This window comes from Helicobacter magdeburgensis (genome assembly GCF_000765825.2).
Taxonomy (GTDB): domain Bacteria; phylum Campylobacterota; class Campylobacteria; order Campylobacterales; family Helicobacteraceae; genus Helicobacter_C; species Helicobacter_C magdeburgensis.
This window is the reverse complement of record NZ_JRPE02000001.1, coordinates 185,045-199,715: the sequence shown is the minus strand read 5'-3', so window position 1 is coordinate 199,715 and position 14,671 is coordinate 185,045. Positions and strand designations below refer to the sequence as shown.

Genomic DNA, 14,671 nt, shown 5'->3' with positions numbered 1-14,671 from the left:
CTTTTATTTTTATTAAAACAATGCATTGACTTGTTCAATAAAGTCCATTGCATCAACATTTGTGCCATTTATCACAATGCCAAAATGCAAATGCGCTCCACTCACTCGCCCCGTATCGCCGCTTTTGGCAATGACTTGCCCTTGCTTTATCATATCCCCTTGCTTGACTAGGAACTCATCAAGGTGAAAATACACACTATACACGCCAGAGCCGTGATCAATGTAGATTGATTTACCTGAAAGGTAGCGATCCTGCACGAGGGCTACTTTTCCGTCATTTGTAGCAAGAATAGGTGTGCCGATACTTGCGCGTAAATCTGTGCCGCCGTGGTAGCTATTTATCTTGCCATTAAAGATTCTAGCACTTCCATAAGGGCTGGTGATGACAGAATCTAAAGGTTTGATAAAAGGCTTATCCCACAATCGCCCTTTTGTGATGGTGGCATAAGTTTTCACAGCGGCATTTTTTTCTTGTTCTATGCGTTTTGCCACTTCATTAGAATAGCTGACTTTGTTGTTAGCAACATTGATTTGCTCCTTTTTTGGATAGTCTTTTTGGAGAATTTTGATTGTTTGCAGAGTAGATTCTGTTTGTTTTGGGCTATGCAGGGTTTTAACGCCCTTGTCATAATAGCCTATGGGAACAAAGGCGATAAACTCTCCCTTTTTGCTAGGGTGGGGCATATAGTGCAGTGATTTTTTGCCATTATTGTAGTTAAGCGGGGTTGGCGTGGAGGTTTGGTAAATAAAGATTGTGCCATTATAGGCTGTGGGGGCTTGAGATTTTTGGGATTTAGCATATATACTTGAAGTGTGGGACAGCACGAGCAGAGCCAACAAAGCGGCTTTAAACCGAATCTTGTGAAAAAAAAGCATATAAATCCTTTGTGTTATAAGAATCTAAAAAGGCGGAATTATAGCAATTCAAAGCTTAGATTAAAGAATGTTGCGTTAAAATCGCCCCTTTTGTTTTCTAAAAGCAAAAATAACACTTCAATTCACAAGGATACGCGATGTATGCAATTTTTAAGAATGGAGGCAAACAATACAAGGTCGTTGAAGGGAGCATTGTGCTACTTGATAAGATGAGCCTTGAGCCAAAGTCAAAGGTTGAATTGAACGAAGTTTTAGCCATTGTGAGTGATGATAAGGCACAAATTGGCGATCCTTTTGTAAAGGGTGCTAAGATTGAAGCGGAAGTCATCAATGAGGGCAGAGGCAAAAAGGTCGTTACATTCAAAAAACGCAGAAGAAAAGATAGCAAGACAAAAAGAGGCTTTAGACGCGATTTTACTCGTGTGAAGATTCTTAAAATCGTAGCAAAATAAAGGAGCAGAAATGGCACACAAGAAAGGTCAGGGTAGCACCCAAAACAACCGCGATTCAGCTGGACGCCGCTTAGGTGTGAAGAAGTTTGGTTCTCAATTTGTGCGTGCGGGGAATATCATTATCCGTCAAAGAGGCACAAAAGTGCATCCGGGTGATAATGTAGGGCTAGGCAAGGATCATACGATTTATGCGTTGATTGATGGAATTGTGAAATTCCAACAAAAAGACAAAAATCGCAAGAAAGTTTCTGTTATCCCCGCTTCTTAACCCCCTTAGATTCTGCATTACCGCAGAATCTAGCTATTTTAATTTTTTTCCTTTCTTAATTTCTTCCTTTTCCCATTTATCCATTTTAGAATCTTAAAAACTCTTGGCATAAAATAGGCTATTTTGTTAGCTCTACTTACCTTTTGCATATAAGGTTCTAAGGGCTTCAATAGTGGGCGGACATATTTAGGATCAGATTCAAAACTCATAGCACCAAAAGCATATATAGCCCTTACTTGCAAAAACTCTATGAGTTTATTTTTTAACGCGAATTGAGAATCATTTAAACTCTCAATATACGCTAAAAGTCCAAGACAAATATAAGTGCAGGAGTAGGCAAAGTGATAATGCTTGATTTTATAGCTATTGGCAAATGTATAGGCTATCTCTGTAAGATAGGGTGGATAGGGCTTGGGCGTAGAATCTTGCTTAAGCGTGTGGTCGCTTGTAGAATCTGCTCTTAAGCGATAGATATACAGGGGATTTGGCAGGATTCTAATGGCTTTTGCCTTGGCAAAAAGGAGCATACCAAAAAGGGCATCTTCGCTTTGGATTTGCGGAGCAAATCGGAGTTTTTCATATAGAGATATATGAAAAACTCCCCCCCACACACACGAGAAGCCTTCTAAATTAGCCCATACTTCATTTGCTTTTAATGGCTTTTGAATTGCTTTGGTATCAAGCTTAAGCCATTCTAAAAGACTTTGTTCATACGGGCTTGGGCTTATGCCATCTTCATAAATATACTTCGTATCGTGCCATATAATATCGCATTCCCCTATGTTTGCTATACATTGTTCTATGCAATCAAGGCTTAACATATCATCAGAATCTACAAAATGAATATACTCAATTTGTTGTGGCGGTGTGGGAGAGTGAGAGAAAATAATACAAGATGATAGGGTGTAGTCAATGGGCTTATGTGGAAAGTCTAAGGGATTTTTAAGGGATTTTGTGCGGTTTGTGGAATTTGGGGAGCGATATGACTTAGATTCTAGCTTATGCCCCCCCCCCCCCATAGCTACATAGCTAGAAGCAAAAGAAAATACATTGCCTGTAAGATAGTCTATATGATTGGCACTAAGGGCATTTGGCTTAAGCGTAGCGTGAAAGATAAAAGGTATAGATTGATAATTTGTGTCGTATGCTGGGCTTATAGAATCTGCTAGGTTTGGCGACAAAGCGGTGTTTGGCTGCAAAAGTGGAGTGATAAAAAATCCATCGCTTACATACTCAATCCCCACATTTCTCGCACTCCCTTGTCCTCCATTGCTTTTGCATATAAGTGTGATTCTGCAATCTTTTTCAAAATATGCTTTTGCTATATCAGTGCTTTTATCTGTGCTTCCATCATCTACAAGTATAATCTCTAGATTCTTATATGTTTGATGGATAAGAGAATCTAAGCAATCTTTTAAATACTTTTCCACATTGTAAATTGGCACGATAATAGCGACTTTTGGCTGATATGAACTTGTATCTTTTGACATTGTAACGCTCCTTGGTTGGTTTATTGTGGGGAATGCTTGGAATGATAGCATATTATTTTATTAATGTTATGATTTTGCAAAAATTAGAGTGTAGGAAAGTGTATGTTTGTAGATAGTGTGGATATTTTTATCGCTTCTGGTAAGGGCGGGGCTGGGGCTGTGAGCTTCCGCAGGGAAAAGTTTGCGATTCAAGGGGGACCTGATGGCGGCGATGGCGGCGATGGCGGCGATGTGTATGTGGAGGTGGATAATAATACGGATACGCTTTCAAAATTCCGCGGAGCAAGGCATTATAAGGCTAAGAATGGGCAGCCCGGTGGGGCTAGGCGGTGTAGTGGCAAGAGGGGGGAGGATATTACCATTAAAGTGCCTTTGGGGACGCAGATTCTAGATTTTGACACAAAAGAGATTATTATTGATATGGATAAATGCCCCAAGTGTGTGCGTTTGCTGAAAGGTGGCAAGGGTGGGCTAGGGAACTCGCATTTTAAAAACTCCACAAATCAAGCACCAACTTACGCTCAAAGCGGTTTGAATGGGGAGGAGCGACATATTGCTTTGGAGTTAAAGCTGATTGCCGATGTGGGGCTTGTGGGCTATCCTAATGTGGGTAAATCTACACTCATTTCCGTGCTATCAAACGCAAAACCAGAGATTGCTAATTATGAATTTACCACGCTTGTGCCAAATCTTGGTGTTGTTGATGTGGGGGATTATAGCTCGTTTGTGGTGGCGGATATTCCGGGCATTATTGATGGGGCAAGTGAAGGCAGGGGGCTAGGCTTAGAGTTTTTAAAGCATATTGAACGCACTAAAATGTTGCTATTTGTGCTTGATGTGAGTAGGGATATGGATATTTCCTTACAATTTGAAAGCTTGTGTAGTGAGCTAGAAAAGTTTTCTCCTACGCTTCAAACTCGCCCCTTTGGCATTGTGCTAAGTAAAAGTGATACTTTGGGTGGAAGTGAGATAGAATCTAGTTTTAACGCATTTGTAAAAAAGCATTTTCCTGCGATGTGGGGTTTATCGGGGGAATGTGAGATTGTAGCAGAAACTTTAAGGCAGGAGAGTTTAGATTCTATGTTTGACACACAGGGTGGTGTGGAACAGACACAAGATTCTAAAAATTTATGCTTTATTATGACAATCTCTAGTGCGACAAATCAGCGGATTGATAGGCTAAAAAGTCTTTTAGCAAAGAGTTTAGCAATTTATTCAACTCAAAATAAAACAAAGGAATACAATGAAAAGTAAAATAATATTGCGGGGGGGGGGGGGTATCTCTCAAAGCTAAAAAATAAAATAAAAAGCCTTTGTGCTTTCTTACAGATAAATAATTTCTTTGTTTATGCTAATTTTTTAAATATTGACACAAACTTTTTTGGGGGTGAGCTATGCTAACCTCTAAAGTTTTGTCATTGGTGCAGGGGCAGATAGATATATTCTTTTTCGGGCTAGATTCTCTAAAGCTAGAATCTAGCGATGTGGCAAGGGCGTTAGAGGCGTTTGAGCAATGTAATAGGCGGATTTGCCTTAAGTATTATGAAGCTCAATTAAGTATTGAAGATTTTTATCATTCTGATAAATATGCGGTATTTTTGTATTTTCTCTCACATACGCTCTACAAAGCAAACAAGCCTAAACTTGCTACAAAGGCATATTATTTGAATAAAATTTTGCACGGCGTTGATTTGTTTTATGAGATATGTCTGCCCGAAGTGTTTTATCTCACTCACCCTGTGGGAAGTGTATTTGGCAGAGCAGAATATGGGAATTATCTTTGCGTGTATCAAAACTGCACTATTGGGGGCGATACACGAGATGGCGAGATATGTTATCCTACTTTGGGGGAAGGCGTGGTGCTATGTGCGTCAAGCAAGGTTATTGGGAGATGTCAAGTTGGCGATAATGTCATCTTTGGTGCAAATGCGTTCATCATTAACACAGATGTGCCGAGCAATTCCATTGTGGTTGGCTCGTATCCACATCATAGAATCTTGCCTAGCAATCACAATGTGCTAAAAGAGTTTTTTGGGATAGACAAAGATTCTTAAATAAAGATTCTAAAGACTAGTTTCTAATTTTACTTAAAAAGTCTTTAAGTCTTGGGGTTTGGGGGTTTTCAAAAATCTCTTGTGGAGTGCCTTGCTCTATGATTTTACCCTCACTCATAAAGATAATGCGACGCCCCACTTCTCTAGCAAATCGCATTTCGTGCGTTACACACACCATACTCATACCCTCATTGGCTAAATCCCGCATTAAATCAAGCACTTCGCCCACCATTTCAGGATCAAGCGCAGAAGTTGGCTCATCAAAAAGCATAACTTCAGGCTTATTCATAAGTGCTCTGGCAATGGCTACGCGTTGCTTTTGTCCGCCGCTTAGGCGGGAGGGATACACATCTTGTTTATCAAGCAGTCCTATGCGTTTAAGCAGTGTTTGGGCTTTTTGTTTAGCTTCATTTTCATTTAAGAGTTTTAAAAGTGTGGGGGCAAGGGTGAGATTTTGCAAAACGCTAAGATTATTAAAAAGATTAAAATGTTGAAACACCATACCCATTTTTGTCCTAGCCTTGTTTAAATCCCAAGAATCTTGCTTGTGTTGCGGGAAAATCATCTTATCATCAAGCCAAATCTCGCCTTCACTTGGTGTTTCTAATAGATTCAAACAACGCAGCAGGGTTGATTTACCACTCCCACTTGGTCCTATGATGACGACCTTTTCGCCCATTTTAATATGGAGATGAATATCTGCTAATACAAGCTTAGAATCAAAATATTTTTTTAGCCCATTAATGCGTATCACTTGCTCGTAACTTCCTTTCATAGAGTTTCACAAGATAGCTCGCACACATTACAAGCAGTAAGTAGGCTAGGGCTAGGAAAAAGTATGGAAACATATATTCATAAGTCGCACTGCCTATGCTTTTAAACGCATAGGTTAAATCGTGAACCGTGATGTAGTTTGCCACGGAAGTTTCTTTCAATAAGGCGATAAACTCATTACCCAAAGTCGGCAGGGAATTTTTCAACGCTTGGGGGAATATGATATAACGCATACTTAAGCTTGAGCTAAGTCCCAACGCCCTTGCGGCTTCATCTTGCCCTTTATCAATGCTTAAAATCCCACTGCGGATAATCTCACTCACATACGCTCCACTATTTAGCCCAAAAATCACCACCGCCACAAGCAACGCACTCATACCCTTTAGCCCAAAGGCTGGGAGAATCACAAAGTAGATAAAAAGCAACTGCACCACAATAGGTGTCCCGCGGAAAAATCCAACATAGGCTTTTAGAAACACACATAAGATTCTATGCGGGATTGAAGGGGTTTTGTGCGTAATGGCAATGGCTGCAAGTGTGCCGATAATCACGCCAATGATGAGAGCTGCAATAGCAAGCAGCAGTGTCGTGCCAAGCCCTTCTAGGATAAGCTTATAGCCGCCATTTGTGATAAACTGATGATAGAAAAGCTCGTATTTTTGTGTGAGTTCCATATAAGCCTATTGTGCGTAATATTTATTGATGATAGATTCTAATGTGCCATCTTGCCGTATTTCATTGAGAATGGCATTTATAGAATCCTTAAGCTCTTTATCATTAGGTGCTATGCCAATAGCGTATTTTTCATTCGTCAAGGCAATATCAATGAGCTGTGTGCCACTATTTGCCTTGATAATCTCACGCGCTGGCATTTCATCAATAATCACAATGTCAATCTGCTCATTTTTCATAGCAATTGCAGCTAATGCCCCATTTGAGAAGCTTTTTACCTGTGCGTTATGGAATCCTTCAAAGCCCCAATCGCTATCACCTTTAGCGTAAAACTCGCCTGTTGTGCCTACCTGCACACCGATTTTAAGATTTGGAATAGATTGAAGTGTTTTTAAAAGCTCTTCTTTTGTGGCGATATTTGCAAATCGTGTATCATTAGCCCTAGCAATCACCATTTGTGAAGCACTAAAATAAGTTTGGCTAAAATCAATAACTTTGGAGCGAGTGTCGTTAATCGTTAAACCTGAAAGGGCGATGTGTGCGTTACCACTTGCAAGTGAAGTAACCACAGAATCAAACTCCGTATCTTTAATTACAAGTTTTTTGTTAAGCTTTTTGGCAATGACTTCAGCAATATCCATATCAATACCCTTAAATTCCTTGCCATCAATATATTCAAAAGGTGCAAAATTTGCCGAAGTGGCTACGATGAGTTCATTATCATTACACGCATTGAGAGTAAATATACCTAGCGTTGCCATAAGTAATGCCAGGCTTTTAGCCCATAGCGTGAGCGATCTATAAGATTCTAGCAACTTTATCAATGTTTTCATTTGAATGTCTCCATTAAAGATAATTTAAGATTTATAACATAAAGGGCTTAATTGTAATGTCTTAAGCTTAAAATAAAGCCTTGAGCTGTGATTTTTGGCTAGATTTATGCGAAATAGTATAGAATCTAGGCAATTTTGGTGTGTCTTGTGGGGCATAAAGATACTATTTGAAGTTAAAAGGTGCAGATTCTATGTGGGTAGCGGGGATTGATGAAGCTGGGCGAGGCTGTATTTGCGGGGCATTGTTTGTTGCTGGTGTGATTGGGAGAGAGGAAAATATTGCACATTTTGGTGCAAAAGATAGTAAAAAGCTATCCCCAAAGCAAAGAGAGCGTATCTATCAAACTTTGTTAGAATCTCAACATAAGGGTGAAATAGGGCTGTTTGTGGCACAGATTGAAGCGTGGGAGATTGATAAGCTTGGTTTAAGTATTGCGATGAAAAATGGCATAGAGCAGATTCTATGTGGGATTGCGGAGTTTGCTATTTCACAGAAACTTATAGGGCAGAATGTGAGACAAAACACCGCAAAACACAATCTTTTAGAACAAGATGTGGAGCAGAATCTCACAGATTCAAAGAATGCTTTACAGGAAATAACAATAGATGGCAATACAATCTTTCACGCTAAAATTCCACATATCCTTACGCAAAGTGGCGTTAGGGTGCAAACTATGATTAAGGCTGATGATGTTTTGCCCATTGTATCCTGTGCGTCTATCGTGGCAAAAGTGAGTAAGGATAGGCAAATGCGTGAGCTTGATAAGCTGTATCCGCAGTATTTTTTAGCCAAAAATAAGGGCTATGGGACATTGCAACATAAAAAAGCCATCGCCAAAAATGGATATTGTCCCCATCACCGCAAAAGTTTTAAGATTCTTATACAAGAATGTTTATTTTAACTTAAAATTAAATATAAAAGAGATAGAATCTAAGTCGCTTTCAGTTTAAAATAAGGAAATGGGGGTTTGCTATGTTGCCGAGTTGGAGTGAAAAATTTAGCGTTCATCACGAGATTATTGACCAGCAACATCAAATATTATTCGACCTTGCACATAAGGCGTATAAGATTGCCAATAGCCATACTACGCGCAATGAAGTCAAGGATATGATTACCCAATTTTTTGATTATATGAAGACGCATTTTAAAGATGAAGAGCAGTATATGCAGGCTATTGGCTATCCGCGTTTGGAAGAACACAGAAAGATTCACAGAAAAATCGTTGCTGATATGGCAGCTATGGTAAAAAGCATTCACTCGGCAAATGAGCTAAAAGACAAAATTATGATTATGGCGCAAGATTGGCTTTTGACACATATTTTGCAAGAGGATATGCAGATTGAAAAATATCGCAAAGAAGCCCAAAGCAAAAATCCAACCAAACAACCTCAAAAATTTTATCTCTATGTTTGTGCGTGTCCGGGCAAGGAGCATAAGCTTACAGAATCTATGCATATTTTTGTGAAAAACAGCACACAAAGTATCCGCTGCAAAGAATGTCAGCAAAGCATTAAGTTTCAAAATGCACTTGGGTAAATCACTTGGCTTAAGGAGGAGATATGCTACCAGATTGGAGCGATGATTTTAGCGTTCATCACGAGATTATTGACCAGCAACATCAAATGCTTTTTACTTTGGCTCATAAGGCGTATCGTATCGCTAATAGCCCTAGTTCAGCCAATGAAGTAAAGATGATCCTTATTGAGTTTTTTGACTATATGAAAACGCACTTTAGAGATGAAGAGCAGTATATGCAGGCTATTGGCTATCCGCGTTTGGAAGAGCATAGGAAGATTCACCGCACAATTGTTGCCGATATGGCAGGAATGGTGAAAAATGTGCATTCTGTGGAGATTCTAAAAGAGATGATTTCAACAATTGCTAAAGATTGGCTTTTGACACATATTTTGCAAGAGGATATGCAGATTGAAAAGTATCGCAAAGAGCAGTTAGAGAAAAATGCGAGTTGTGAAGTGCGAGATGTCAAGTACTACTATTATACTTGTGCGTGTCCGGGCAAGGAGCATAAGCTCACAGAATCTATGCATATTTTTGTGAGTAATTCTACCCACCCAATTAATTGCAAAGAATGCCATCAACGCATTCATTTTAAAGCACAACGCTAGAATCTTTGGCTAGAATCTTACCTACCGCTAGATTCTAGTAGCTCATCTTAAATCTATAATCCAATTTGAATCTCACTTTTTCCTTGAGTGATAATATTTGTATATTGCTTATAGATTTTCTTATAATCAGGCAGGATTGCGTTGTTGAGATCGTTAAACCACATTAGCTTAAAATCCTTAAAGCGTGAATTGTAGTAGGTATAAATCAGCTCTGCACTAGGATTTTTCACTTTCACCTTGCCATTTTCAAGCTTCTCAATCTCCACGCTTCCTAGCATTCCTATGCGTTTATTTGTGCCTTTTTGTGCGGAGATAAGATTCCCAAGTGAGTAAAATACTAAAGTATCTCCTATGTATTCTGCGGGTTGCACAACGTGCGGATGTGTGCCGATGACTAAATCCACCCCCAAATCCGCTAAAAGCTTGGCATATTTTTTCTGCTCTGCACTTGGCTCAAACTCATACTCAATCCCCCAGTGCATTGATACAATCAGCAAATCCACCTTGTCTCGTATAGCCTTAATGTCCTTTTCAAGCATTGTCTTTGTATAGACATTCACAAGATATTCCTTGCCCTTTGGAACAGGGATTCCATTTGTGCCGTAAGTGTAGGCTAAAAGTGCGTATGTAATGCCATTTTTTTCTAGAATCTGTGGAGTATCACGCATTTTTAAGGATTCATAGCTTCCAGCGGTGAGAGCAGGTTTATCTTTCCAATACGCAAGGGAGGAGCGTATAGCCTTTTCACCCCTATCAAGCGTGTGGTTATTAGCTAGAGAGACAAGATTAAAGCCTAAAGAGAGCATATTATCGCCAAATTCTTGTGGAGAGTTAAAGGCGGGATAAGTGCTTAAGCCAAGCTCTTTGCCGCCTAGAATCGTCTCTTGATTGTAAAAAGCAAGGTCATATTTTGGGACAACATCTTCAAGAGCTTTGAGCATAGGGCTAAAGTCGTAATGGTTATTTTCTCTTTTTGCATCATTATACACAGAAGCGTGTAGCAGGGCGTCCCCAGCCATAATAAGCGTGAGTTTAGAATCTGCGTAAGCAGAAAGCGAAAGATTTAAAATGACACAAAATACAAAAAGCAGTTTTTTCATTGATATTCCTTTGTGTTTGGGATTATATTGCTTTAGGGTTATGGCTAGATTCTAGCGTGTTAAGAATCTGCTGAATTGCGTTTATATCTTTTAGCCCTGCGGATTTTTCTACGCCAGAGTTTATATCAAGTAGAGAGGGTTTGAGTGCTAGAAAGCTTTTTAGATTCTGCGGGTTAATGCCCCCAGCAACGCACAAATACCGCTCCTTAAGCGATAAAAGCACATCTTTTGCTACACTTTTGCCAGAGCCTCCCCCCTGAATACTTTTAGAATCTATAAGGCAGAATGCTCCTGCGTATTCCTTGCTAAAATCCGTTAGATTCTCTACATTTTGTGCCACATAGTAGCAATACAGGGCGTCTTCAAGCGAAGTGTTGGCATACATTTTTGGCGTTTGTGGATTAAGGCTATGGAGCTGAATCCCATCAATATAACCCTCTTTATACAGAATCTTAGCGGTGTTTAAGGAGTGTTTATCATTCACCACAGCTATGCGTAAAATATGCGGATAAAGCTTTTGCAGGGCTTTTGCTATGTTTTGAATCTGTTTAGATTCTATAAAACGCGGAGAGTTTTTAGCCAAAATAAAGCCTAGCATATCTAACCCACCATAAGTTCCTAACTCGCCTATTTGCAGGGCATCATCAAGGCTTGTAATACCGCATATTTTAATAAGAGTTTTCCCCTTATGCCATTTGTGAAACACATCATTGTAGAAACGTGGCTTTTGTGTAAAGCTAAGCTCAAAGGCTGATTTAAGCGATTGAATAGCGTGAGTTGGGTTTTTGTGAGCCACAAGGTAGCTGCCACATAATAATCCATTAAAGCCTAGAGAGCCTACCATAAAGCCACTTGAAGCTGAATCTATGCCAGATTCAAAAATGACTTTGCTTGTAGGTAGAGAATCTTGTAAAGATTGTCTTAATACACAAGCGGAGGGTATATCAATCTCAAAAGTATGGAGATTGCGTGAATTCACACCCACAAGGGCGGGCTGCAATGGAGCGATAAAGTCAATCTCTCTTTGATTATGCACTTCAAGTAAGGGCGTAATGCCAAAGGATAAGCATTTTTCATAAATCTTTTGAAGTTGCAAAAAGCCATCTTTTTCATCAATAAACATCGCCGCAATAAGCAGCACCATATCCGCCCCAGCACGATAGCTAATCTCAATTTCTTGTGAATCTTGTATAAAATCTTTGCGTAAAACACAGGCATTTGGATAAGCGTTTTTCACCTGCATTAAATCTCTCAAACTCCCATTGAAATGTCGCTCTTCACATAGCACTGATATAGCTGAAGCTCCGCCATTAAGATAGTTCTGTGCTAAATGTGTAACTGAATGTATATCCCCTATATGCCCAGCTGAAGGCGAGGCGCGTTTAATCTCGGTGATAATGAGTGGCTTATCTAGCTTTGGTGGGATAAGTGGGTGGATTCTATTTTGTGGGATAGCGTGTCCAAAGTCTAAGCCCTTTGTGGCGATATCTTGTGAGCGTTTGGCGATAATTTTAGCTAGGACTTCTACCATAAACTTATGCGTTCCTTAAGTGATATGAGATAGGTGGATAGGGCGTATTCTAGCACAGCTTAGGCAATATTAAAAATAATATGAAAGATTGAGTGTGCCTGAATATGTCTTAAACTGTATTGGCGATTGAGCGTATAGGGCATAAAGACTAAGTGAGATGTGCTTATGCAAAGGCACAGAGCCACCTAAATGAAGCGTGTAACCAAGTGTTTGTGGGTTTGTAAAATAAAGTGGTGAATTGCCAAAATAGGCTGTTGTTTGCTGTGTGGGAGTTGGGACATATTGTAGATTTAGCCCACCAAAGAGAATATGACGAGATCCAAAATAATAACGCATTTGAGTGCCTAGCAAGAGACTTAGCGTGTGGTGTTGCTGGGCTTTAAGAGAAAGCGTAGGTATATTGGCGTTATTTGCTTGAGATTCAGCAAATGTCCCCTGCATACCAAGTGTGTAAGAAAGCCCTAAAAATGGCTTAAAATAGAATCTATGATAGTTTATGGGATAGCCAAGTGTGCTTTGCAATCCTAACTCGTTGTAGGAGAGTTTGCCCTGAAAGGTGCTTGAGCTAAAAAGGACTTCGCGTTTGTTTGTGTGCTGTGTATTGCCATAATAAGCAAGGAGTGTTAGCTCAAGCTTTGGCAAAGTGAGCTTGCTATATGTGCCGATAAGCAATGCGGTTGAGTTAAGGTGGGTTTGTGTAGAATCTAAAGCACTTGTGCTTTGAGAAGTCCCATAAGTAGCAAATGCGTTCAAAGAATATAGTCCTTGTTGCAAAGTAGCACTTAGGCTTGTGCCATAAAGTGGGGTGGAGAGATTTGCACTATTTGCATTTGAGGCAAAGGGAGCGAGATTAAATGAAAATCTTTTCATCGGTGGCTGATAGATAAGGGGCAAAGTAGTATTTTGCATAATGCTCCAAAGGCTTAAGCTAGGGGCTTGTGTGCTTAGCATATTTGCAGAAGTGTCAATATTGGAACTCAAATTTGTGAGAAACGCCCTATTGCCATAAGTATAAAGGCTCTTTGAATCTTGCTCTAGATTGCTTTCAAGGCTTGTTAGAATGCTATTTTGATTTTTATCTAGGCTTTGGAGAAAGGTATCAATAGCTTGGGTGTTCTTTTCAAGCTTGATAGAGCCATTGCCTTGTGAGCTAGAGTTTATGAACTCACTTTTGCCCCCACCGGCTAAAATCTCCATATTTGTATTTCTACTTAATGTGCCTGTGATAAGCTGATGTGAGCCTAGCTCTGCTCCGGCAATATCTACTTGAATCTTGCCTTGATTATTGACATTGCCGATAAGCTGCCCTAGTTTGCCATTATATGCGCCAAAGATAAGGCTACTATCCGCGGCATTTGTCATACTGCCATCTACCTTAATGCTCCCACCATAAATCTGCACATTTGAGTGTTCTACACGGGAAAGTTCCTCACCTTTTTGATTAATGAGTTGCCCTGTAATGTGGATTTCTCCTCCATAATTGATAAGATTCCCGCCACCAGGCGATGTAAAATCAAACCCACCATCATTTTTTGGTTTGCCCCCATTATAAAAATTACCCTGAATTGTTATTTTGCCCTCTGTATTTAAAAAATTTGAAGTAGCTAGACTAATACCATTAGGACTTGCTCCTACATTCCACACTTCACCTTGGAGATTCAATGTTCCATAATTATGTAAAGTATTATGAATCCGTATGGTATCAGCCTCTACTCTCATTGTCGCATTTTTGTCTATAAAAGCTTGAGAATCTAAGATGAAAAAATCCATATTGGTAGCATAAAGATTTGCTCCATTACCTAGATAAAGATTTGCTTGGCGTGAAAGAATCATTTTTGAAGATGCACCAAACTCACTTGCATTAATTTTTTTACCTTTTTGTAAGATGATTTCAAGTGATGCGTTAGTATCAAGCATCAAACCTTTTTGAAATGATATTGTGTGAAAATCGTTGATTTCTAGGTTTGAATTTGAGCCGACATTGAGCTTTCCAATATAAAAAATGGATAATGTTTGATTGATAGGGTTTTGTGGTGTGATAGCGTGAATAGACAAGTGAGAAGCCCCGCTACTTGTAGAGCAGCTAAAATCGTAAGCATTATTAATAAAATCACCGGGTAATCCTGCGTAGCAGTATTGATTTCCACATTTTGCAATGAGATTGTGGCTTTGGCTTACTCCATTTTGCAAGGTTATTTGGCTAGGTAGTTTGCCTGTGTAGTCTATGCCATAGAGAAAAAGTGGTGCATATAGCACAACGCATAGAATCTTAAGGCGATACAAAGATGATAATCGCCACAAAGGCAAATTAAGCTTCAAATACATTCAACCCTCAAAGTAAAAATCCGCGGATTCTATCCCAATATATCTTAAGGCAAACTGCATAAAAACCACAAAATCACGCAAAAATCATTACAAAATGAAACATATAGAATTTTCTCACATTAATGATGTTACTAAACTGCCATATTTTTCAAAAAAGTTAAACATTTAT

Annotated in this window: 15 protein-coding genes; 7 read left to right on the top strand and 8 right to left on the bottom strand. The window is 39.4% G+C overall.

All coding sequences use genetic code 11. The features are described from left to right. Window positions 1-12 precede the first annotated feature (12 nt). Window positions 13-876: a peptidoglycan metallopeptidase Pgp3 gene (pgp3, locus tag LS74_RS01000; RefSeq protein WP_034589093.1), complete on the bottom strand. Its 864-nt coding sequence runs from the start codon at window positions 874-876 to the stop codon at window positions 13-15. Window positions 877-1,013: 137 nt separating this feature from the next. On the opposite strand from pgp3, the gene rplU reads away from it, so the two are divergent. Both rplU and rpmA read left to right on the top strand, forming a co-directional pair. Continuing rightward, window positions 1,014-1,328 carry a 50S ribosomal protein L21 gene (gene rplU / locus LS74_RS00995; protein ID WP_034589090.1) on the top strand — a complete coding sequence of 105 codons (315 nt, stop codon included), beginning with the start codon at window positions 1,014-1,016 and terminating at the stop codon, window positions 1,326-1,328. 10 nt (window positions 1,329-1,338) lie between these two features. Next, a complete protein-coding gene (gene rpmA / locus LS74_RS00990; protein WP_034589087.1) occupies window positions 1,339-1,596 on the top strand; it encodes a 50S ribosomal protein L27 in 258 nt (85 codons plus the stop codon). 38 nt (window positions 1,597-1,634) lie between these two features. Here the strand turns inward: rpmA and LS74_RS11160 are convergent, their stop codons facing one another. After that, entirely contained in the window at window positions 1,635-3,086 is a 1,452-nt protein-coding gene (locus LS74_RS11160) for a glycosyltransferase family 2 protein (protein ID WP_236096742.1), read from the bottom strand. Window positions 3,087-3,188: 102 nt separating this feature from the next. Here LS74_RS11160 and obgE point away from each other — a divergent pair, with 102 nt between their 5' ends. Further along, a complete protein-coding gene (gene obgE, locus LS74_RS00975; RefSeq protein WP_034589690.1) occupies window positions 3,189-4,340 on the top strand; it encodes a GTPase ObgE in 1,152 nt (383 codons plus the stop codon). A gap of 140 nt (window positions 4,341-4,480) precedes the next feature. Further along, window positions 4,481-5,140 (top strand): serine O-acetyltransferase, encoded by a 660-nt coding sequence (locus LS74_RS00970; protein ID WP_034589238.1) that lies wholly within the window; start codon window positions 4,481-4,483, stop codon window positions 5,138-5,140. A gap of 16 nt (window positions 5,141-5,156) precedes the next feature. Here LS74_RS00970 and LS74_RS00965 read toward each other — a convergent pair whose 3' ends face one another. Genes LS74_RS00965 through LS74_RS00955 form a run of 3 tightly spaced genes read right to left on the bottom strand, consistent with a single transcriptional unit; the run spans window position 5,157 to window position 7,419 of the window. Beyond that, a complete protein-coding gene (locus LS74_RS00965) occupies window positions 5,157-5,894 on the bottom strand; it encodes an amino acid ABC transporter ATP-binding protein (RefSeq protein WP_034589240.1) in 738 nt (245 codons plus the stop codon). Beyond that, window positions 5,881-6,588 carry an amino acid ABC transporter permease gene (locus LS74_RS00960; protein ID WP_034589241.1) on the bottom strand — a complete coding sequence of 236 codons (708 nt, stop codon included), beginning with the start codon at window positions 6,586-6,588 and terminating at the stop codon, window positions 5,881-5,883. The genes LS74_RS00965 and LS74_RS00960 overlap by 14 nt, the downstream gene beginning before the upstream one ends. A 6-nt stretch (window positions 6,589-6,594) precedes the next feature. Beyond that, on the bottom strand, window positions 6,595-7,419 hold the full coding sequence (locus LS74_RS00955) for an ABC transporter substrate-binding protein (RefSeq protein WP_034589242.1): 825 nt from the start codon (window positions 7,417-7,419) through the stop codon (window positions 6,595-6,597). 191 nt (window positions 7,420-7,610) lie between these two features. Between LS74_RS00955 and LS74_RS00950 the strand changes: the two genes are divergently transcribed. From LS74_RS00950 to LS74_RS00940, 3 genes are all read left to right on the top strand, one after another. Beyond that, window positions 7,611-8,321 carry a ribonuclease HII gene (locus LS74_RS00950; protein WP_138128671.1) on the top strand — a complete coding sequence of 237 codons (711 nt, stop codon included), beginning with the start codon at window positions 7,611-7,613 and terminating at the stop codon, window positions 8,319-8,321. Window positions 8,322-8,392: 71 nt separating this feature from the next. Next, complete coding sequence (locus LS74_RS00945) at window positions 8,393-8,956, top strand: hemerythrin family protein (RefSeq protein ID WP_034589370.1); 564 nt, start codon at window positions 8,393-8,395, stop codon at window positions 8,954-8,956. A gap of 23 nt (window positions 8,957-8,979) precedes the next feature. Further along, window positions 8,980-9,546 carry a hemerythrin family protein gene (locus tag LS74_RS00940; protein WP_034589369.1) on the top strand — a complete coding sequence of 189 codons (567 nt, stop codon included), beginning with the start codon at window positions 8,980-8,982 and terminating at the stop codon, window positions 9,544-9,546. A gap of 53 nt (window positions 9,547-9,599) precedes the next feature. Here the strand turns inward: LS74_RS00940 and LS74_RS00935 are convergent, their stop codons facing one another. The 3 genes from LS74_RS00935 to LS74_RS11155 all read right to left on the bottom strand — a co-directional run bounded on the left by LS74_RS00935 (window position 9,600) and on the right by LS74_RS11155 (window position 14,502). Next, window positions 9,600-10,646, bottom strand: a complete 1,047-nt coding sequence (locus LS74_RS00935) for a CapA family protein (protein ID WP_034589368.1) — start codon at window positions 10,644-10,646, stop codon at window positions 9,600-9,602. Window positions 10,647-10,668: 22 nt separating this feature from the next. After that, entirely contained in the window at window positions 10,669-12,177 is a 1,509-nt protein-coding gene (gene trpF / locus LS74_RS00930; protein WP_138128661.1) for a bifunctional indole-3-glycerol phosphate synthase/phosphoribosylanthranilate isomerase, read from the bottom strand. A gap of 69 nt (window positions 12,178-12,246) precedes the next feature. After that, window positions 12,247-14,502, bottom strand: a complete 2,256-nt coding sequence (locus tag LS74_RS11155; RefSeq protein ID WP_236096740.1) for an autotransporter outer membrane beta-barrel domain-containing protein — start codon at window positions 14,500-14,502, stop codon at window positions 12,247-12,249. Between the last annotated feature and the right edge of the window lie 169 nt (window positions 14,503-14,671).

Bases quoted from the DNA above. Each gene is read 5' to 3' on its own strand.
- obgE (WP_034589690.1), top strand. From the start codon at position 3,189: ATGTTTGTAGATAGTGTGGATATTTTTATCGCTTCTGGTAAGGGCGGG.
- LS74_RS00945 (WP_034589370.1), top strand. From the start codon at position 8,393: ATGTTGCCGAGTTGGAGTGAAAAATTTAGCGTTCATCACGAGATTATT.
- LS74_RS00935 (WP_034589368.1), bottom strand. From the start codon at position 10,646: ATGAAAAAACTGCTTTTTGTATTTTGTGTCATTTTAAATCTTTCGCTT.
- rplU (WP_034589090.1), top strand. From the start codon at position 1,014: ATGTATGCAATTTTTAAGAATGGAGGCAAACAATACAAGGTCGTTGAA.
- rpmA (WP_034589087.1), top strand. From the start codon at position 1,339: ATGGCACACAAGAAAGGTCAGGGTAGCACCCAAAACAACCGCGATTCA.
- LS74_RS11160 (WP_236096742.1), bottom strand. From the start codon at position 3,086: ATGTCAAAAGATACAAGTTCATATCAGCCAAAAGTCGCTATTATCGTG.
- pgp3 (WP_034589093.1), bottom strand. From the start codon at position 876: ATGCTTTTTTTTCACAAGATTCGGTTTAAAGCCGCTTTGTTGGCTCTG.
- LS74_RS00960 (WP_034589241.1), bottom strand. From the start codon at position 6,588: ATGGAACTCACACAAAAATACGAGCTTTTCTATCATCAGTTTATCACA.
- LS74_RS11155 (WP_236096740.1), bottom strand. From the start codon at position 14,502: ATGTATTTGAAGCTTAATTTGCCTTTGTGGCGATTATCATCTTTGTAT.
- LS74_RS00940 (WP_034589369.1), top strand. From the start codon at position 8,980: ATGCTACCAGATTGGAGCGATGATTTTAGCGTTCATCACGAGATTATT.
- trpF (WP_138128661.1), bottom strand. From the start codon at position 12,177: ATGGTAGAAGTCCTAGCTAAAATTATCGCCAAACGCTCACAAGATATC.
- LS74_RS00970 (WP_034589238.1), top strand. From the start codon at position 4,481: ATGCTAACCTCTAAAGTTTTGTCATTGGTGCAGGGGCAGATAGATATA.
- LS74_RS00950 (WP_138128671.1), top strand. From the start codon at position 7,611: ATGTGGGTAGCGGGGATTGATGAAGCTGGGCGAGGCTGTATTTGCGGG.
- LS74_RS00955 (WP_034589242.1), bottom strand. From the start codon at position 7,419: ATGAAAACATTGATAAAGTTGCTAGAATCTTATAGATCGCTCACGCTA.